15 protein-coding genes are annotated in these 19095 nt (G+C 68.4%); 12 read left to right on the top strand and 3 right to left on the bottom strand.

The genetic code is table 11. The annotated features are described in order from the left end of the window. The first annotated feature begins 89 nt into the window (after positions 1 to 89). From B0E41_RS25955 to B0E41_RS25905, 12 genes are all read left to right on the top strand, one after another. Complete coding sequence (locus tag B0E41_RS25955) at positions 90 to 863, top strand: 5-oxoprolinase subunit PxpA (protein WP_077335999.1); 774 nt, start codon at positions 90 to 92, stop codon at positions 861 to 863. A gap of 103 nt (positions 864 to 966) precedes the next feature. Further along, positions 967 to 1986 (top strand): recombination-associated protein RdgC, encoded by a 1020-nt coding sequence (locus B0E41_RS25950; RefSeq protein ID WP_077335997.1) that lies wholly within the window; start codon positions 967 to 969, stop codon positions 1984 to 1986. Positions 1987 to 2112: 126 nt separating this feature from the next. After that, positions 2113 to 2496, top strand: a complete 384-nt coding sequence (gene crcB, locus B0E41_RS25945) for a fluoride efflux transporter CrcB (protein WP_077335995.1) — start codon at positions 2113 to 2115, stop codon at positions 2494 to 2496. Positions 2497 to 2617: 121 nt separating this feature from the next. Then, positions 2618 to 3688: a flavodoxin family protein gene (locus B0E41_RS25940; RefSeq protein ID WP_077335993.1), complete on the top strand. Its 1071-nt coding sequence runs from the start codon at positions 2618 to 2620 to the stop codon at positions 3686 to 3688. 420 nt (positions 3689 to 4108) lie between these two features. Beyond that, positions 4109 to 6040 (top strand): TAT-dependent nitrous-oxide reductase, encoded by a 1932-nt coding sequence (gene nosZ / locus B0E41_RS25935; RefSeq protein WP_077335991.1) that lies wholly within the window; start codon positions 4109 to 4111, stop codon positions 6038 to 6040. Positions 6041 to 6139: 99 nt separating this feature from the next. Next, entirely contained in the window at positions 6140 to 8758 is a 2619-nt protein-coding gene (locus B0E41_RS26945; protein ID WP_143434048.1) for a NosR/NirI family protein, read from the top strand. 50 nt (positions 8759 to 8808) lie between these two features. After that, the gene (locus tag B0E41_RS26940; protein WP_253195179.1) at positions 8809 to 10047 is read left to right on the top strand and encodes a nitrous oxide reductase family maturation protein NosD; all 1239 of its coding nucleotides are present in this window, start codon (positions 8809 to 8811) and stop codon (positions 10045 to 10047) included. Next, positions 10028 to 10972 carry an ABC transporter ATP-binding protein gene (locus B0E41_RS25925; RefSeq protein ID WP_077335990.1) on the top strand — a complete coding sequence of 315 codons (945 nt, stop codon included), beginning with the start codon at positions 10028 to 10030 and terminating at the stop codon, positions 10970 to 10972. The genes B0E41_RS26940 and B0E41_RS25925 overlap by 20 nt, the downstream gene beginning before the upstream one ends. Further along, a complete protein-coding gene (locus tag B0E41_RS25920) occupies positions 10969 to 11796 on the top strand; it encodes an ABC transporter permease subunit (RefSeq protein WP_216350822.1) in 828 nt (275 codons plus the stop codon). The genes B0E41_RS25925 and B0E41_RS25920 overlap by 4 nt, the downstream gene beginning before the upstream one ends. Then, positions 11793 to 12338 (top strand): nitrous oxide reductase accessory protein NosL, encoded by a 546-nt coding sequence (locus B0E41_RS25915; protein ID WP_077335988.1) that lies wholly within the window; start codon positions 11793 to 11795, stop codon positions 12336 to 12338. The genes B0E41_RS25920 and B0E41_RS25915 overlap by 4 nt, the downstream gene beginning before the upstream one ends. Before the next feature lie 116 nt (positions 12339 to 12454). Next, the gene (locus tag B0E41_RS25910) at positions 12455 to 12862 is read left to right on the top strand and encodes a c-type cytochrome (protein ID WP_077335986.1); all 408 of its coding nucleotides are present in this window, start codon (positions 12455 to 12457) and stop codon (positions 12860 to 12862) included. Positions 12863 to 12879: 17 nt separating this feature from the next. Beyond that, a complete protein-coding gene (locus B0E41_RS25905; protein ID WP_077335984.1) occupies positions 12880 to 13878 on the top strand; it encodes an FAD:protein FMN transferase in 999 nt (332 codons plus the stop codon). Between the two features lie 47 nt (positions 13879 to 13925). On the opposite strand, the gene B0E41_RS25900 is transcribed toward B0E41_RS25905, so the two are convergent. The 3 genes from B0E41_RS25900 to B0E41_RS25890 form a co-directional block, all read right to left on the bottom strand. Next, positions 13926 to 14492: an Rrf2 family transcriptional regulator gene (locus B0E41_RS25900; protein ID WP_077335982.1), complete on the bottom strand. Its 567-nt coding sequence runs from the start codon at positions 14490 to 14492 to the stop codon at positions 13926 to 13928. 175 nt (positions 14493 to 14667) lie between these two features. After that, positions 14668 to 17499: a formate dehydrogenase subunit alpha gene (gene fdhF / locus B0E41_RS25895; RefSeq protein WP_077335980.1), complete on the bottom strand. Its 2832-nt coding sequence runs from the start codon at positions 17497 to 17499 to the stop codon at positions 14668 to 14670. After that, a partial coding sequence (locus B0E41_RS25890; RefSeq protein ID WP_143434047.1) for an NADH-ubiquinone oxidoreductase-F iron-sulfur binding region domain-containing protein occupies positions 17496 to 19095 on the bottom strand: 1600 nt, incomplete at its 5' end. The genes fdhF and B0E41_RS25890, both read right to left, overlap by 4 nt.

Here is a 19095-nt window from a genome sequence, read left to right as displayed (position 1 = left end):
ATGTACCCCCACGTTCGATACTTCGTGTTCTCACTGCCCCCCGAGGGGGCACAAGCCTCCTTTGAGGCGGCTCGGCAGGAGGCTTGACCATGACCCAACCGACCATCAACCTCAACGCCGACCTTGGCGAAAGCTTCGGCGCCTGGCGCATGGGCGACGACGCGGCGCTGCTGCAGGTGATTGGCAGCGCCAACATCGCCTGCGGTTTTCACGCGGGCGACCCGGTGGTGATGCGCGACACCGTGCGCCTCGCGCTGGCCAACGGTGTGAGCCTGGGCGCGCACCCGGCCTTCCCCGACCTGCAGGGTTTCGGGCGCCGCGCCATGCAGCTGTCGACCCAGGAACTCGAAGCCACCATCCTCTACCAAGTGGGCGCGCTGCAGGCCATGGCCGCGGCCGAGGGCGGCCGAGTGACCCACGTCAAGCCGCACGGCGCGCTCAACAACATCGCCTGTGCCGACGCCGGGGTGGCGGCCACCGTGGCGCGCGCCGTGCGGGCGCTGGACCGCGAGCTCATCCTGCTCGCGCCCGCCCTCTCGGCGCTGGAAGCGGCCGGCAATGCGGCCGGTCTGCGCGTGGGCCGCGAGGTGTTTGCCGACCGGACCTATCAGCAAGACGGTCAGCTCACACCACGCTCGCAGCCCGGCGCCGTGCTGCACGACGCCCCCGCCTGCGTGCAACACGTGCTGCGCATGCTCGACGCCGGCGGCATCGTCACCGCCGACGGCCAGCGCTTGCCCTCCCCCATTCACAGCATCTGCGTGCACGGCGACGGGCCCGACGCCGTGGCCTCGGCGCAGCAGATCCGCCACGCGCTGGAGCAGGCGGGTTACCAGCTCGCACCGCTGACCGCGCTGGTCTGAAACCCGGGATTCGGCTGGGTATCATCGACCACCCTCACCCCAACCCTCTCCCGCCAGCGGGAGAGGGGGTCAGCAGTGACTGGCCAACAACCCAAGGAAATTCGTGTTCAAGAATGTAACGATCTACCGCATCGCGCCCGGCTGGGCGGCGACGCTGGAGACGATGGAAGCCGCGCTCGACACGGCCCGTTTTGTGCCCTGCGGCGCCACGCAGGACAAGTCGGTGGGCTGGGTCGAGCCGCGCGGCGAGGCGCACGGCCCGCTGGCTGAATCCGTGGCCGGACAGCGCATCCTCAAGCTGATGATCGAGAGCAAGGCCGTGCCCGGCTCGGTCGTGCGCGAGAAGGCGGACGAAGAAGCCGAGCACATCGAGGCCACCACCGGCCGCAAGCCCGGCAAGAAGCAGATGAAAGAGCTGCGCGAAGACGCGCTGCTGTCGCTGCTGCCACAGGCCTTTCCGCGCCGCATGAGCGTGTGGGTCTGGATCGATCTGACCAACGGCCTGCTGGTCACCGACGCCAGCAGCCAGGGCAAGCTCGACGAGCTCGTGACCGCCCTCGTCAACGTGTTCAACGACCTGTCGCTGACCCTGCTGCAGACCGCGGTGACGCCGCAGACCGCCATGACCTCGTGGCTGTCTGCTCCGGTGTCGGATGAAGACGAAGGCGGTGCACCCGGCGGCTTCTCGGTCGAGCGTGAGTGCGAACTGAAATCGGGCGACGAAGAGAAGAGCGTCGTGAAGTTCACGCGCCACAACCTCGCCACCGATGAGGTGCGCAAACACATCACAGAAGGCAAACTGCCCACGCGCCTGGCCATGAGCTGGGAAGGCCGCATCGGCTTCGTGCTCACCGAGTCCATGCAGCTCAAGAAACTCGCGTTTCTCGAAGGCGTGTTCGACGACCGGGCCGCCGATGATGAAAGCGGCTTCGACACCGACGTGGCGCTGAGCACCGGCGAGCTGAACAAGCTGATCCCCGAACTCATCGAAGCCCTGGGCGGCGAGATCGTGCCGGGCATGGCGATGCCCGATGCGCCGGCAGCCACGCCGACCGCTGCGCCGACCAAGCCCAAGCAGGAAGCCGTCACGGCGGTCGGCGACGACGAAGACCCACCGTTTTGAAAATATGCACCCCCCTGCGTCGCTTCGCGCCATCCCCCCAGGGGGACCACACCAGTGGCCCGGCAAAGCCGGTTCCACGGTGCGTACTGGAAAAGATAGCGACCCCCACAACACCAGCGAGTCCCCATGCTGCAAGTGATCGCCATCAGCCTCGGTGCCAGCGTCGGCGCGCTGTCGCGTTGGCAGTTGAGCCTGTGGCTCAACCAGGGGCACGCCGTGCTGCCCTGGGGCACGCTGGCGGCCAACTGGATCGGGGCCTGGCTGGTGGGCGTGGCGGTGGTGTTCTTCCACAGCCAGACGCAGCTGGACCCGGCCTGGCGGCTGGCCATCGTGACGGGCTTTCTCGGCGCGCTCACCACCTTCTCCACCTTCTCGGTCGAGGTGGTCGGCATGCTGCAGCACGCACGCTACCTGCTGGCCTTCGGCACCGCGGGCCTGCACCTGCTGGGCTCGCTGCTGCTCACGGTGCTCGGCATGAAGATGGCGGGCTGGTGGTGGGCCTCGGCCTGATGACCCTGCCCCGCTGACCCGGCGCGGCGGGCCTGCCGCCGCTGGGTGCGGCATCGCACAGACACCCCTGGGGCGCGGCGCCCAGACTGGTTTTCGCAGCCGCTGCTGCCGGGGACCGACCATGATCCAGATTCGCAAGGGGCAGGCGCCCGCCCCCTTGGCACGGGCGCAATTCGCCGAGCGCTTCCGGGCCTCGTTCATGGATCCGGCCTTCCGCGCCGAGGACCCATCCATCGACCGGCTCGAAGCCATTGCCTGGGCCGCCTTCAGCGAAGGCCGCAAGGCGCCGTTCACCCACAAGGCCGGCGAAGGCTACGCGGACCCGGACTACGAGCTGTCCGACGAATGGGTGGCCACCAAAGAGCGGCTGCAGGTAGCCCAGTCGCGCTGGGCCGATCCGGCAACGCCGTCGCGCGTGCTGCTGGTCTGCGGCTCGGCGCGCAACGACGGCACCTGCCCGGGTGAAATCTCCAAGAGCTTTCGGCTCATGGAAACGGCCCGCGATGTGCTGGCGTCGCTGGGTCTGCAGACCGATGTGCTGGACCTGAGCCTGCTCAGCTCCGACTACGGCCTGAAGATCCACCCCTGCAAGGGCTGCCTGTCCACCGCCATGCCGCTGTGCCACTGGCCCTGCAGCTGCTACCCCAACCACGCGCTGAACCAGACCAACGACTGGATGGCACAGATCTACGAGCGCTGGACCGCGGCCCACGCCGTGCTGATCGTCACCCCGGTCTACTGGTACCAGAGCCCGAGCCCGCTCAAACTGATGATGGACCGCCTAGTGTGCGCCGATGGTGGCAACCCCGACCCCACCGCCACGGGCGGCAAAGACCCCGCGAAGGCCAAGGCGCTGGAGATGAAGGGCTGGGACTACCCGCAGCACCTGGCGGGCCGCGCCTATGGCGTGCTGGTGCACGGCGACGTGGCCGGCATCGAAGACACCCGGCGCTCACTGTGCGACTGGCTGGACTGGATGGGCTTTCTCGATGCCGGCGTGATGGCCCGGCTGGACCGCTACGTCGGCTACTACCAACCCTACGCCACCAGCCACGAAGCCCTGGACCGCGACGAAGGTCTGCAGGAAGAGGCCCGCAACGTGGCGCGGGCCGTGGCCCAGGCGGTGGTCGAGCTGCGCGCCGGCCGGCTGCAGGCAGCGCGGCCTTCGCTGAAGCGCCCCCGCCCCAAATAGCGCAGCGGGGCCACGGGGCGGCAACGCGGGTCGATGCGTCGGCGCGAACACCGCCGCCGGGGTTCCAGAGACCATTCCATTGATGCAGGTCAAACGCACTTAAATATTCACTCCACGTGAATCATATCGGACCTATAGTCCGCGCATGACGCATTTCCCGAGACCCACCCGCGCTGTGCAGCGATGGGTTCTGCTCTGCCTGCTGCTCGCTCGGGGAATCGTTTTTTCATCGCCGATCCCGACCCTCCAGGGCATGACCGAGGTCTGCAACAGCAGCGGCACCCAGTGGGTTCAGGTCGATGACACCCCCGACACCGGGCCCACGCACACCACCGTCTGCTGGCTCTGCCTGCCCGCCGCCCTGCCGACCATCACGCGTGGCCCGCCCCCTTTCCAAAACCAAACCCAAGAGGTTCACACATGAAAGACGACAGCACCTTGTCTGCCAACGACACCACCGTTTGGGGTCGCCGGCGTTTCCTCAACACCGCCGCGCTGACGGGCCTGACACTGGGCGCCGCGGCCTGCACCGAGAAAGAGTCGGGTGCCGCCAACGCCCCCGCCGCAGCACCGGCCGCGGCCCCCGATGCCGCACACGCCGGCACCAACGCCACGCACCTCAAACCCGGTGAGCTCGACACCTACTACGGTCTGTGGAGCGGCGGCCACACCGGCGACATGCGCGTGCTCGGCCTGCCCTCGGGTCGCGAACTCATGCGCATTCCCTGCTTCGTGCCCGACGCGCTGGTGGGCTGGGGCATCACCAACGAGTCCAAGAAGATCATGGGCACCAAGCCCGATGGCTCGCTGCGCTACACGGTGGGTGACTCGCACCACACCCACGCCTCCTACAAGGACGGCAACTACGACGGCCGCTACGCCTGGATCAACGACAAGATCAACGCCCGCATCGCACGCATCCGCCTCGACTACTTCATCTGCGACAAGATCACGCAGCTGCCCAACGTCCAGGGCTTCCACGGCATCTTCCCCGACAAGGCCGACCCGGTGGACCCGGCGATCAACTACACCACGCGGGTGTTCTGCGGCGCCGAGTTCTCCATCCCGCTGCCCAACGCCGGCCTGGACGATGGCGCCCAGTACCGTTCGATGTTCACCTGCGTGGACGCCGAGAGCATGGAAGTGCGCTGGCAGGTGCTGATCGACGGCAACTGCGACCTGACCGCCACGTCCTACGACGGCAAGCTCGCGGCCACCAACCAGTACAACATCGAGATGGGCGTCAAGTACGAGGACATGATGTCGTCCGAACGCGATGCCTGCCTGTTCTTCAACATCGCCCGCATCGAAGCGGCGGTGAAGGCGGGCAAGTTCAAGACCGTGGGCAGCTCCAAGGTGCCGGTGGTCGATGGCACGCACACCGCCAACCAGGACCCCAAGACCGCGCTCACCGCCTACGTCTCGGTGCCCAAGAACCCGCACGGCGTCAACGCCAGCCCGGACGGCAAGTACTTTATCTGCGCCGGCAAGCTCTCGCCCACCGCCACCGTGATCGAGCTGGCCAAGGTGCTCGACTGGTTCGATGGCAAGCTCGAAAAGCTGGATTCGACCATCGTGGCCGAAGTCGAGATCGGCCTGGGCCCGCTGCACACCGCCTTTGACGGCCGTGGCAACGCCTACACCACGCTGTTCCTCGACAGCCAGGTCGTGAAATGGAACGTGGAGGCCGCGATCAAGTTCCACGCCGGCGACAAGGCCGCCAAATACGTGGTCGATCGCATCGATGTGCAGTACCAGCCGGGCCACCTGAACGCCAGCCAGTCCGAAACGAAAGCCGCTGACGGCAAGTACCTGGCCGTGGGCTGCAAGTTCTCCAAGGACCGCTTCCTGCCGGTGGGTCCGCTGCACGCCGAAAACGAACAGCTGATCGACATCTCGGGCGACAAGATGGTGCTGCTGGCCGACCACCCGGTGCGGGGCGAGCCGCACGACTTCATCATCTTCAAGCGCGAGCTGCTCCAGCCCAAGCAGGTGTATTCGCTCGACGAGTTTCCGCTGGCCATCAAGGACCCGAAGGAGTCCGGCGTGTTCCGCAACGGCAAGAAGGTCACGGTGAAGATGACGTCGCAGGCGCCGGCGTTCAGCCTGCGCGAGTTCAAGCTCAAGAAGGGCGACGAGGTCACGCTGATCCTCACCAACCTCGACAAGATCGAAGACCTGACGCACGGGTTCGCGATCCCCAATCACAACGTGAACTTCATCGTCAATCCGCAGGAGACGGCATCGGTCACGTTCATCGCCGACCAGGTGGGCGTGTTCTGGTGCTACTGCACGCACTTCTGCCACGCGCTGCACCTGGAAATGCGCACCCGAATGATCGTGGAGGCGTAAGCCCACCGCACCCCTCTCCTCTGGGGAGGGCCTGCTTAGCCGGGTCCGATGCCGGCGCCGTGTGGCGCTGGCATCGGACTCTGCCCCCGGACCCCAACGATGTCGATTGCACGCCTTTTCTCGGCCGCGCTCACCGCCGCCGCCCTGTTGCTGAGCCCGCTCGGCAACGAAGCCCAGGCACAGGCCTACGAGGCCCATCTGCCCGCCGACCTGGCCACCAACCCCGACCTGTGCGCCCTCGTGCCCTGCGCGGACGTGTTCCCGGGCGCCCAACGTTTTTCCCAGCGCATGGGCCAACCCCCGTATGTGGAGGCCTACGGCGACGCCGACCCGCAACAGCCGGGCCAGAAGACACTGCTGGGCTACGTGATGCTCTCGACCGACATCACCGACACCCCGGCCTATTCCGGCAAGCCGGTGGTCACGCTGATCGGCATGGACGTGCGCGGCCGCTATGTCGGCGTGAAGGTGCTCAAGCACTCCGAGCCCATCCTGCTGCTGGGCATTCCCGAGTCCACGCTGATCAACTTCAACAACCAGTACCTCGGCAAGTCGGTCACCGACCAGATCGAGGTCGGTCCTTCGCGCCCGGACGAGAACATCCTGGGCCTGGACGCCATCTCCGGCGCCACCGTCACGGTGATCGCGCAGAACCAGGTGATGCAGCTCTCGGGCTCGGCCGTGGCGCGCCAGGTCGGCATCATCGAACCCACCCGCCGCGACCCCGCACGTTTCGTGACCAGCGGCCGGCCCTACCGCTGGGAAGACCTGGTGAAGTTGGGCGCGGTGCAGCGCCTGCGCGTGATGCCCGAGCAGTTGGGCCTGGAGCGCAGCGCCGAGCCCTTCATCGAGCTGTGGTTCGGTGACCTCAACCACCCCGATGTGGGCCAGAGCCTGCTCGGCAAATCGGGCTTCGCCGCGCTGCGCTCGCGACTGAAAGACAGCGAACAGGCGCTGTTCGTGGTGCGCAGTGCCGGCATCGAATCCTTCAAGGGATCGGGCTTCGTGCGCGGTGGCATCTACGACCGCATCCAGGTCAAGCAGGGCGCCGATGCCTTCACCTTCCGCGACCTGGACTCGTTCAACCTCTACGGGCTGGAAGCCGAGGGGGCGCCGCGCTATTCCGAGTCGGCGATCTTCGTGATCCGCTCCGAGAGCTTCTCGGCGGCCTACCCCTGGAAGCTGGCCTTCCTGGGCAACCGCGTCGACCGCGCCACCGGGCACCGCAGCTTCGCGGTGTTCGAGACCAAGTACTGGCTGCCCCCCGAGATGCTGCAAGGCGGCCGTCCGGTGGTCACCGAGCCTGATGCGCCCTGGGTGCGCATCTGGAAGTCGCGCGCCATCGAGATCGGCCTCTTCAGCGCCCTGCTGCTGGCGGTGGCCGTGGTCTATGCCCTGCGCGACAAGCTCACGCGGCGCTCGACCCACAAGAACAAATGGCCGGTCAACGCCTTCAAATACTCGGCCTGGGCGCTGAGCATCGGCTTCGTTGGCTTCGGTCTCATGGCACAGCCCTCCATCACCCAGGTGCTGACCTGGTTCCACGCCCTGCTGTTCCAGTGGACCTGGTCGCTGTTCCTGTCGGACCCGTTCATCTTCGTCTTCTGGGTCTTCATCATCGTCACCGTGTTCGTGTTCGGGCGCGGGCTGTTCTGCGGCTGGATGTGCCCCTTCGGATCGCTCTCCGAAGCGCTCTACAAGGTGGGTCGCGTGATCGGCCTCAAGCGCTTCCAGACCCAGGTTCCGCAGGTCTGGCACGACCGGCTCAAGTGGCTGAAGTACGCCCTCTTCTTCGGCCTGCTGGTGGTGTCCATGTTCTCCATGGGACTGGCCGAGGTGCTGGCCGAGGTGGAGCCGTTCAAGACCACCTTCCTGGTCGGCCTCACGAACCGCAGTTGGCCCTACGGTCTGTTCGTGGTGGCGATCCTGGGCCTGTCGCTGTTCATCGAACGCCCCTACTGCAAGTACATCTGCCCGCTGGGCGCTTCTCTGGCCATGCCCAGCACCTTCCGCTGGTTCGGCCTGCAGCGCAAGCAGGACTGCAACAGCTGCAAGGCCTGCGCCGTGGGCTGCGGCGCGCAGGCGATCGACGCCGATGGCCGCATCGACCACCGCGAGTGCCTGCACTGCCTGGACTGCATGGTGCTCTACACCGACCAGAAAGGCTGCCCACCGCTGGCCAAAGAGCGCAAGCGCCGCGAACGCGACGGCCTGCTCATCACGCCCATCGGGCGCGACGGCTACTTTTTCCCCATCGAACCGGTCTCGCCCGTGAGCGCCCGGGCCGCGCGGGGCCCCGATCCGCGCATGCCCACCGCGCCCGCCCAGCCGTGGCCCGGCGGCAGAGCCACGGGCCTCAAAGGCCTGTGGCAAGAGGTGCAACACCACCTGTGGCCTTGGAGCCGCGACGGCTGGAAGCACCAGCGCGCCCTGCAGTTCGCCGGGCTCTCGCTGGCCCTGGCCGCGAGCGTGGCCTGGCTGCTGGCGGCCGACGGGCGGCTGTCGGCCAGCGCCATCATCGGCTGGTGGTTCGGCTGGAGTGTTTACGAGGTGCTGATCCGCATGGCGGGCAAGCGCTATGTGAAGGACGGCCCGTGGTGGCAGGTCCGCTACCGCGTGGCGAACCGGATGGACATGCTCAGCTACGTCGGCTTCAAGAACCTGCTGATCGGCGCGACGCTGTTCCTCGCGCTCAAGACCCTGGGGAACCTGGCGTGAAGACCCCAGCCTCCTGGCGCCAACGGCTGGCCTGCGTGTGGCTGCTGGGCCTGGCCCTGCCCGCGTGCGCCGCGTGGTCCGCCGTGTGGCGGGTGGAGCCGGGCGGCGACATCCAGGCCACCGTGGCGCAGGCCACCGCCGGCGACGTGGTGGAAGTGGCGCGCGGCTTCTACAGCGTGAACCTGCGCATCGACAAGCCCCTGACGCTGCGGGGCATCAACCGCCCCACCCTCAGCGGCGGCCAGCGAGGCGACACCATCCGCGTCGCCTCGCCCGATGTGCTGATCGAAGGCCTGATCGTGCGCGACTCGGGCACCAGCCTGAAGGGCCAGCACGCGGGCATCTACGTGCAGCCCGGTTCGCACCGCGCCGTGGTGCGGCGTTGCGACCTGACCTACAACCTCTTCGGCCTGTGGATCGAAAAGGCCAACGAGGTGCGCATCGAAGACAACCGCATCACCGGCCTGCGCGACCTCAACTCCTCGCAGCGCGGCAACGGCATCCAGCTCTACAACACGCAGGGCGCGCGCATCACCGGCAACGACATCAGCTTCGTGCGCGACGCGCTGTACGTCGACGTGTCGCACCACGCCGAGTTCCGCAGCAACCGGCTGCACCACAGCCGCTACGGCGCGCACTACATGAACTCGTACCACAACCTGTGGGAAGACAACGACAGCTACTACAACCGCGGCGGCCTGGCCCTGATGGAGGTGCGCAACCAGGTGGTGCGCCGCAACCGCACCTGGGGCAACTCCGACCACGGCATCATGCTGCGCACCCTGCAGGACTCGGTGATCGAGAACAACGTGGTGGCCGGCAACGCCCGCGGCTTCTTCATCTACGACGTGGAGTACGTGACCCTGCGCAACAACCTCGTGGTGGACAACCACGTGGGCGTGCACCTCTCGGCCGGGTCCACGCGCAACCAGGTGGTGGGCAACGACTTCATCGCCAACCGGGAGCAGGTGCGCTACGTCGGCGCGCGCGACGAGCCCTGGGGCCAGCCCACGCCCGGCCAGGGCAATTACTGGAGCAACTACCTGGGCTGGGACCGCGACGGCAATGGCATTGGCGACCTGTCCTACGAGGCCAACGACCTGGTGGACCGCCTGCAGTGGCGCCACCCTTCCATTCAACTGTTGCTGGGCAGCCCCGCCGTGCAGGCCCTGCGCGTGCTGGGGCACCAGTTCCCCGTGCTGCGCGTGCCCAGCGTGATCGACCCCCATCCGGCCATGGCGCCGAAACACCCCCACTGGAGCACATGGCGTGACAAGTATTTCCGCTGAAGCCCTGCACCTGGAGGGCGTCACCAAACCCTACGGCAGCCGGCGTGCGCCGCTGCTGGCGCTGGACAACGTGAGCCTGCAAGTGCCGCGCGGCCAGCTCTTTGGCCTGATCGGCCACAACGGCGCCGGCAAGAGCACGCTGTTCAAGCTCGTGCTCGGCCTCATCACCCCCAGCCAGGGCCACATCCAGGTCAACGGCTGCGCGGTGAACGGCCCCGACTTCCGCACCACGCGGCGCGCCCTGGGCTACCTGCCCGAGAACCTGGTGCTGTACGACAACCTCACCGGGCTGGAGACGCTGCGCTTCTTCGCGCGCCTCAAGGGCGCACCGCAGACGCAGTGCGCAGCCCTGCTCGACCGTGTCGGCCTGACCCGGGCCGGCGGGCGCGCGGTGCGCGAGTACTCCAAGGGCATGCGCCAGCGCCTGGGTTTTGCCCAGGCCCTGCTGGGAAGCCCTCAACTGCTGCTGCTCGACGAACCCACCACCGGCCTGGACCCGTCGGCGATCCGCGACTTCTACGACCAGCTCGACCTGCTGCGCTCGCAGGGCGTGACCCTGGTCATCAGCTCGCACATCCTGGCCGAACTGCAGCAGCGCGTCGACGCCCTGGCCATGCTCAGCAACGGCCGCGTGTGCGCGCAGGGCTCGGTGCAGGCGCTGCGCGAGCGCTCGCGCATGCCCCTGGTCTTCCAGCTGCGCGCCGCGCCGACCTGGCTGCAGACGCTGGCCACCGAACTGCCCGGGCATCTGGCCGGCGCCGAGATCGCGCTGCAGCAGCGCGAACCCGGCCTGCTGGAACTGCGTTGCCCCCGCGAACACAAGATGCGCGTGCTGGCCTGTCTGGCCAGCGCGGAGCTGAGCGATCTGCAGATCCACGAGCCCTCGCTGGAGGACGTGTACTTCGGCCTGAGGGAGGCACCATGAACATTTCATTGCAATGGCGCCAGGTGCAGGCCGTGGCCGCCAAGGAATTCCGCGACCGGCTGCGCAACCGCTGGGTGCTGGCGGTGGCTGTGGTCTTCACCGTGTTCTCGCTGCTCATCACCTACTTCGGCTCGGCCGCGCAAGGCCAGATCGGTCCGCGCTCGATCGAGCTGACCATCGCCAGCCTGGTCAGTCTGGTGATCTACCTGATTCCGCTGATCGCGCTGCTGCTTGGTTTTGACGCCGTCGTCGGCGAACGCGAGCGCGGCTCGCTCGACCTGCTGCTGGCCCTGCCCATCACGCGGCTCGAACTGCTGCTGGGCAAGTACGTCGGGCTCGCGGGTGCGCTGACGCTGTCCACCGTGTCAGGCTTCGCGCTGGTGGCGCTGCTGCTGTACCAGCGCTTCAGCTGGGCCGGCCTGTTCCACTACGCCGGCTTCGTGCTCAGCTCGGTGCTGCTGGGGCTGGCCTTCCTGAGCCTGGCCGTGCTGCTGTCGGTGCTCGCGCGCGACCGCACCCGCGCCTCGGGCCTGGCCATCGCGCTGTGGTTCGCGCTGGTGCTGGTGTTCGACCTGCTGCTGCTGGGCCTGCTGGTGGCCACCGGCGGCCAGTTCGGGGGCCAGGCCTTTGCCTACCTGCTGCTGCTGAACCCGGCCGACATCTTCCGCATCCTCAACGTGTTTTCGCTCGACGACGTGCAGCGCCTTTATGGCCTGGCCAGCATCCTGCCCCCGGCGCTGAGCCAGGTGGGCTGGCTCACCAGCGCCATGCTGGCCTGGATCGTCGCACCCCTTGCCCTCGCCTCCTGGAGATTTCGACCATGAACACCCCGTCCCACCTTCCCCTGAACCGCCGCCGTCTGCTGTGCGGCTGCGCCGGCCTGGCCACCCTCGGCCTGCTGGGCTGCGGCCAGAGCGGCGAAGCGGCCGCCAACGCCCCGGCCGAGATCAACGCCCAGGCCAGTTGTTCGCTCGACGGCATGCAACTCGCCGACTACCCCGGCCCCAAGGGCCAGATCCGCTACGCCGGCGTGGCCGAGGCGCAGTGGTTCTGCGATTCGGTGGAATTGCTCTCGGTGCTGCTCGCCCCCGAGCAGGTGCGTGCGGTGGTGAGCGCCCACGTGCAGGACATGGCCCTGGTCGACTGGGACCAGCCGCGCGGCCACTGGATCGATGCGCGCCATGCGCTCTACGTGCTGGGCAGTAAACGCCACGGCTCCATGGGCCCCACGGCGGTGAGCTTCGCCACCGAGGCCACGGCGCAGGCCTTCGTGCAGCAACACGGCGGCCGCCTGCTGCGCTACGCCGAGCTCCAGCCTGGCATGGTGGACCTGAGCGGTGGTGCGCTGCACGACACCCGCATGTGATGCCCTCGCGCCGCACCGTCATCGGTCTGTCGTTGTCAGAATTCGCTTAATTGTTCATACTGTATGAATATTAAAATCCATACCACCCCCTTCACCATTTCATTCAAGGATTCCCCATGAACGCCACGAAACTTCTCCTGATCCTGGGCTGCAGCGCCGCCCTGCTCGCGTGCGGCGACAAGCCCGCCGACACTGCCGCGGCACAGGCGGCTCCTGCCCCGGTGGCCGCCACACCCGCGGCTGCGCCGGCACCCGCCCCCGTGGCCGAGAACGCCGTGGGCAAGAAGGTCTATGGCGCGGTGTGTTCCATGTGCCACGCCGCCAACGTGGCCGGTGCCCCCAAGCCCGGCGACAAGGCCGACTGGGGCCCGCGCATCAGACAAGGCAAGGACACGCTCTACAAGCACGCCGTCGAAGGCTTCACCGGCGCCAAGGGCATGATGCCCGCCCGTGGCGGCGGCAGCGCCCTCACCGACGACGAGCTGAAGGCCGCCGTGGACTACATGGTCGACCAGTCGCTCTGAACCCACCCGGCCCCACCATGACACACCTGTTCCAACGCCGTCGGTGCCTGGCCGGGCTGGGCGGCCTGCTCGTCGCCGGCCTGGGCATGCGCCCGGCGCTGGCCAGCCCCGACGTCCACCATGCCTCCCGCATCCTCATGGGCACGCGGGTGGACATCGTGGCGCAGGGCGAAGGCCCCGGCGCCACGGCAACGGCCGTGCAGGCGGCCTTCGCGGAAATGCAGCGCCTCGAACGCATGATGAGCCGCTACCGCGCCGACAGCCTGGTGAGTGCGATGCACCGCAGCGCGGGCCGGGGCCTGGTGCAGGCGCCGCCCGAACTGGTCTCGGTGTTGCAGCGTGCCGCCGAGCTGTCCCAGCTCAGCGAGGGCGCCTTCGACATCACCGTGGGGGCGTACCACGGCTGGTCCTTCGACCCGCAGGACGCCCACGTGCCCGCGCTGGAAGACCTGCGCCGCGAACGCCGGCTGGTGGACTTTCGCGACGTGTTGATTCACCCCGCGACGGGCCTGGCCGGCCTCGGCCGGCCAGGCATGCGCATCGACCTGGGGGGTGTGGCCAAACTGCCCATCCTGCAGGCGGGCCTGCGCGTGCTCGAACAGCACGGCGTGCACCACGCCATGGTCAATGGCGGGGGTGACGTGCTCACGCGCGGCCAGCTCCAGGGCCAGGACTGGCGCGTCGGCATCCGCGACCCGCGGGCCCCCGAGCGGCTGATCCACACGGTGCAGGTGCGCGACGCCTGCGTGGCCTCGTCCGGCGACTACGAACGCTGCTTCGTGCGCGACGGCCGCCGCTACCACCACGTGCTGAACCCACGCACAGGCATGCCCAGCCGCGGCGTGCGGGGTGTGGTCACGGTGTCGCGCCAGCCCGGTCCGGTCAACGGCCTGGGCGCCGCGATCATGGTGGCGGGTGCCGCCGCAGGCCAGCACCTGCTGTCACCCCTTCGCGAAGTGGACAGCCTGATCGTCGACGCCGACGCCCGCATCACCACCACGGGGCGGTGGCACTGAGGCAACGCCCTTCGGCGTCAGGGGCTGAGCGAAAGGCTCTCAGCCGCTCAGTCGGCCTGGGTTTTGCCCGGCTTGCGCGCGGCCGATGACCGCCTGGCGGGAGCGGCCCGGGCCACTGAGGCCGGCGCCTTTCTCGGCATCTTCAGCGAGGCCAGCTGGATGGGAATCACGTGCGGCATTTGCCCCGCCTTCGCCTTGCCGGTCGCCACGGGCGCCAACAGATCGGCCAGGGTGATGCCATCGAGCACGTCGAAAAACCCCTGCGTCGCCTTGTACAGGACATCCTTGAGCCGGCAATAGCCATCCAGGCGGCAGGTGTTGGTCTTGCGATCAAAACACTCCACCAGGGTCATGTCGGTTTCGGTCTGGCGCACGACCTCGCCCAGGGTCAGTTCCCCGGCAGGCTTGAGCAAACGCAGACCACCGCCGCGCCCCCGTGTGGTGGCCAGCCAGCCAAACGACGCCAGGATCATCACGATCTTGGTGAGATGGCTGCGGGAAATGCCGTGTGCCTCGGCGATCTCGTTGACCGTGGGCGGATGCTCGCGCCCTTCGCAGGCGGCGCAATACATCAGCACCCGCAGGCTGTAGTCGGTCCAGTGAGTGAGTCGCATGCGTTGTTGCCCGGGCAGGGGGTGGTTGGCGTGAAACTTTCACTGTAGCGGCAATGGACCGCGGTCGCCGTGTCCCGGATCAAGGTTCGGCGACATTCCCGCGCGCATCAGCCCTTGAGGCGGGCTCCGGCACCGTCATGCACCTGCACGTTGATCGCAATGCCCTGGCGCACGCTCAGGCGCTGGAGGCCTCGGCGGGCCGGATCGACACCGCGCAGTACTTGAACTCCGGGATCTTGGCCTGCGGGTCGAGCGCCGCGTTGGTCAGCAGGTTGGCCGCGGCCTCCGAGTAGGCGAAGGGAATGAACACGCAGCCGGCGGCAGTGCCGTCGTCCTGCCGCGCGCGCAGCGTCACCTCGCCCCGGCGCGAGCGCACCGTGATGCGGTCGCCTGCCGACAGCCCCAGCCGCTCCAGGTCGGCGCCGCTGACGCTGGCCGTGGCCTCCGGCTCCAGCGCGTCGAGCACCGTCGCGCGGCGCGTCATGCTGCCGGTGTGCCAGTGTTCGAGCTGGCGCCCGGTGATCAGCACCATCGGGTACTCGGTGTCGGGCGACTCGTCGGCGGGCACCAGTTGTGCCGGCACCAGGCGCAGCCGGCCGTCGGCCGTCGGGAAGCGGTCGGTGAAGACGATGGGCTGGCCCGGGTCGTCGTCGTCCAGACACGGGTAGGTCACGCTGCCCTCGCGCTCCAGCCGCTCCCAGCGGATGCCCGCGATCGAGGCGTGCATGGCCTGGCGCATCTCTTCGTACACCGCGGCGACGCCGTGGTGTTCGCCCTCGTAACCCCAGCGCAGGCCCAGGCCCGCGGCCATCTGCTGGATGATCCAGAGGTCGGCGCGCGCCTCGCCCGGTGGATCGATCGCCTGTCGGCCCAGCTGCACCATGCGGTCGGTGTTGCTCACCGTGCCGGTCTTCTCGGGCCAGGCGCTGGCCGGCAGGATGACGTCGGCCAGCCAGGCGGTCTCGGTCATGAAGATGTCCTGCACCACCAGGTGTTCGAGCGACGCGAGTGCGTGGCGAGTGTGGTTCAGGTCGGGGTCGCTCATGGCCGGGTTCTCGCCCATGACGTAGAGGCCCCGCAGCTTGTGCGGGTCGCTCTGATCGGCCAGCGCCTGGTGCATCAGCTCGACCACGGTGTAACCCGGTTGCGGGTCCAGCGGCGTGCCCCAGAAGTCCTCGAACCAGGCGTGCGCCGCTGCGTTGTCCACCCGCTGGTAGTTGGGGAACATCATCGGGATCAGGCCGGCGTCGCTCGCGCCTTGCACGTTGTTCTGTCCGCGCAGCGGGTGCAGGCCGCTGCCGGGCTTGCCGATCTGGCCGGTGATGGCGCACAGCGCGATCAGGCAGCGGGCGTTGTCGGTGCCGTGCACGTGCTGGCTCACGCCCATGCCCCAAAGGATCATCGCGGCCTTGGCGGTGGCAAACGCACGCGCCACCTCGCGAATGGTCTGTGCCGGGATGCCGCAGACCGGCGCCATCGCCTCGGGGCTGAAGCGCGCGACGTTCTGCGCCAGTTCCTCGTAGTGGGTGGTGCGCTGCGCGACGAAGTCCTGGTTCACCAGGCCCTCGTCGATCACGGTGTGGATCATCGCGTTAAGCAGGGCCACGTCGGTATCGGGCCGGAACGGCAGGGTGCGCCAGGCGTGTTGGCCGATGTCGGTGATGCGCGGGTCGGCCAGCACGATGCGGGTGCCGCTCTGCGCGGCGTTCTTCATCCAGGTTGCGGCCACCGGGTGGTTGACCGTCGGGTTGGAGCCGATCACCACGATCAGGTCGGCATGCGCCACGTCGTTGACCGGGTTGCTCACCGCGCCCGAGCCCACGCCTTCGAGCAGCGCCGCGACGCTGGAGGCGTGGCACAGGCGCGTGCAGTGGTCGACGTTGTTGGAGCCGAAGCCGGTGCGCACCAGCTTCTGGAACAGGTAGGCCTCTTCGTTCGTGCCCTTGGCCGAACCGAAGCCGGCCAGGCTCTTCGGACCGTGGGTGTCGCGCAGTGCCATGAACGTGCCGCTGGCCAGCGCCAGCGCCTCGTCCCAGCTCGCTTCGCGGAAGGTGTCGCGCCAGTCGGCGTCGCGCGCCGGAATCGCGTCGCCGTGTTTGGGCACGCCCTCGCGGCGGATCAGCGGCACCGTGAGGCGCCCCGCGTGGTGCACGTAGTCGAAGCCGAAGCGCCCCTTGACGCACAGGCGCCCGTGGTTGGCCGGCCCGTCGCGACCTTCGACCGCGACGATTTTTTCATCGCGCACCTGGTAGCTGAGCTGACAGCCGACACCGCAGAACGGGCACACCGAGTCCACCGAGCGGTCGACGGCCTGTGAACCCACCAGGCCCTTGGGCATGAGCGCGCCGGTCGGGCAGGCCTGCACGCACTCGCCGCAGGCCACGCAGCTGCTCGCACCCATGGGGTCGGCCAGATCGAACACCACCTGCGCGTGTGAGCCCCGAAAGGCCATGCCGATCACGTCGTTGACCTGCTCTTCTCGGCAGGCGCGCTGGCAGCGGTTGCACTGGATGCAAGCGTCGAGGTTGACCGCCATCGCGGGGTGCGAGAGGTCCGGCGCCGTGGGTGCGCGACGCAGTGCATGGAGCGCGGGGCGCACGCTCACGCCCTCGCGTTGCGCCCACTCGCTCAGCTCACCGTGCGGCAACGCGGGGTCGTCGTCCAGCCACTTGTGGCCCTGCTCGGGCATGTCGGAGAGCAGCAGCTCCAGCACCATGTCGCGGCTCTTCTTGGCACGCAGGCTGTCGGCCAGCACCTTCATGCCGGGCGTGACGCTGCGGCAGCAGCTGGGTGCGAGCGCGCGCTCGCCCGCGACCTCGACCATGCAGGCGCGGCAGTTGCCGTCGGGGCGCAGCGGGTCGCTGTGGCACAGGCGTGGAATCACCACGCCGTGGCGCTCGGCGGCGTGAAGGATGGACTCGCCTTCGAAGGCTTGGACGGGCTGGCCGTCGAGTTCGAAGGCGACGGTGGCGGGGGTGAGCTGCTTTGCGGTCAAGGGCTTGTTCATGCGGCACCGCCGAATTCGTGTGCGAAGTGTTTGAGCACCGAGCGGATCGGGTTGGGCGCGGCCTGGCCGAGGCCGCAGATCGAGGCGTCGCCCATGACCTCGCACAGGTCACCCAGCGTGTCGGCGTCCCAGTGCCTGGCCTCCATCAGCTTCGCCGCCTTGGCCGTGCCCACGCGGCAGGGTGTGCACTGGCCGCAGCTTTCGTGTTCGAAAAAGCGCATGGTGTTGAGCGCCGCGTCACGTGCGAGGTCGTTGTGGCCGAGCACGACCACGGCGGCCGAGCCGATGAAACAGCCGTGCGGTTGCAGGGTGTCGAAATCGAGTGGGATGTCGGCCATGCTCGCGGGCAGGATGCCGCCGCTGGCCCCGCCGGGCAGGTAGGCATAGAGCGCGTGGCCGTCGGCCATGCCGCCGCAGTGTTCGTCGATCAATTCGCGCAGCGTGATGCCGGCGGGCGCGAGCTTGACGCCGGGTTCGCGCACGCGCCCGCTCACGCTGAAGCTGCGCAGACCCTGGCGGCCGTGGCGCCCCTGCGAGGCAAACCAGTCGGCGCCGCGCTCCAGGATGTCGCGCACCCAGTACAGCGTTTCGAAGTTGTGTTCCAGCGTGGGCCGGCCAAACAGGCCCACCTCGGCGATGTAGGGCGGGCGCATGCGCGGCTCGCCGCGCTTGCCTTCGATGCTTTCGATCATGGCCGACTCTTCGCCGCAGATGTAGGCGCCCGCGCCGCGGCGCAGCTCGATGCGCGGCAGGGGAAACGGTGGGTCGGCCTGCAACGCCGCCAGCTCGGCCTGCAGCAGGTGGCGGCAATCGTGGTACTCGTCGCGCAGGTAGATGTAGACCGCATAGATGCCGACGACCGTGGCCGCGATCAGCAGGCCTTCGAGGAAACGGTGCGGATCGCGCTCCAGGTAATGGCGGTCCTTGAAGGTGCCGGGTTCACCCTCGTCGATGTTCACCGCCATCAGGCGCGGCCCCGCGAAGCCGCGCACGATGCGCCACTTGCGCCCCGCCGGAAACCCGGCGCCGCCCAGGCCGCGCAGACCCGAGTCTTCCATGGCCTTGATCAGGTCTTCGGTGTCCCGTTCGCCACGGGCGACCGCCGCGGCCAGCCCATAGCCACCCGCCGCGCGGTAGGCCGCGTGGTCCACGAAATCGGGGTGTGGGGGAGCGGGCATGTCGTCCACGCTCGCCGCACAAGCCGCCACCGATTCGGGTGTGGCCTTCGCGACCGCGCGCTGCCCGACCTGCACCGCAGGCGCCTGCTCGCAGCGCCCCACACAGGGCGCGGGGATCACGCGCACCTCACGACCGAGCAAGACCGGCAACTTGGCCAGCAGGTCGCTGGCACCAGCCAGGCTGCAGCTCAGCCCGTCGCACACCCGCACGGTGAGCGCGGCGGGCGTGTCGCCTTCGCGCAGCACCTCGAAGTGGTGGTAGAAGCTCGCGACCTCGAACACCTCCACCACGGGCAGGCGCATCTCGGCCGCGAGGGCGACGATCATCGCTTCGGGCAGGCCGTGGTGGGCGTCGTTGATGGCGTGCAGGTGCTCGATCAGCAGGTCGCGGCGGTGGCCGTCGGCGGGCGGTGGGCCG

This window comes from Hydrogenophaga sp. A37, assembly GCF_002001205.1.
Taxonomy (GTDB): Bacteria; Pseudomonadota; Gammaproteobacteria; order Burkholderiales; family Burkholderiaceae_C; genus Hydrogenophaga.
The sequence above is the reverse complement of the archived record's forward strand: the minus strand, read 5'-3'. Positions and strand labels throughout refer to the sequence as shown.

Coding starts and splice junctions, on each gene's coding strand:
- B0E41_RS25955 (WP_077335999.1), top strand. CDS start 90: ATGACCCAACCGACCATCAACCTCAACGCCGACCTTGGCGAAAGCTTC.
- crcB (WP_077335995.1), top strand. CDS start 2,113: ATGCTGCAAGTGATCGCCATCAGCCTCGGTGCCAGCGTCGGCGCGCTG.
- B0E41_RS25940 (WP_077335993.1), top strand. CDS start 2,618: ATGATCCAGATTCGCAAGGGGCAGGCGCCCGCCCCCTTGGCACGGGCG.
- nosZ (WP_077335991.1), top strand. CDS start 4,109: ATGAAAGACGACAGCACCTTGTCTGCCAACGACACCACCGTTTGGGGT.
- B0E41_RS26945 (WP_143434048.1), top strand. CDS start 6,140: ATGTCGATTGCACGCCTTTTCTCGGCCGCGCTCACCGCCGCCGCCCTG.
- B0E41_RS25920 (WP_216350822.1), top strand. CDS start 10,969: ATGAACATTTCATTGCAATGGCGCCAGGTGCAGGCCGTGGCCGCCAAG.
- B0E41_RS25915 (WP_077335988.1), top strand. CDS start 11,793: ATGAACACCCCGTCCCACCTTCCCCTGAACCGCCGCCGTCTGCTGTGC.
- B0E41_RS25910 (WP_077335986.1), top strand. CDS start 12,455: ATGAACGCCACGAAACTTCTCCTGATCCTGGGCTGCAGCGCCGCCCTG.
- B0E41_RS25905 (WP_077335984.1), top strand. CDS start 12,880: ATGACACACCTGTTCCAACGCCGTCGGTGCCTGGCCGGGCTGGGCGGC.
- B0E41_RS25900 (WP_077335982.1), bottom strand. CDS start 14,492: ATGCGACTCACTCACTGGACCGACTACAGCCTGCGGGTGCTGATGTAT.
- fdhF (WP_077335980.1), bottom strand. CDS start 17,499: ATGAACAAGCCCTTGACCGCAAAGCAGCTCACCCCCGCCACCGTCGCC.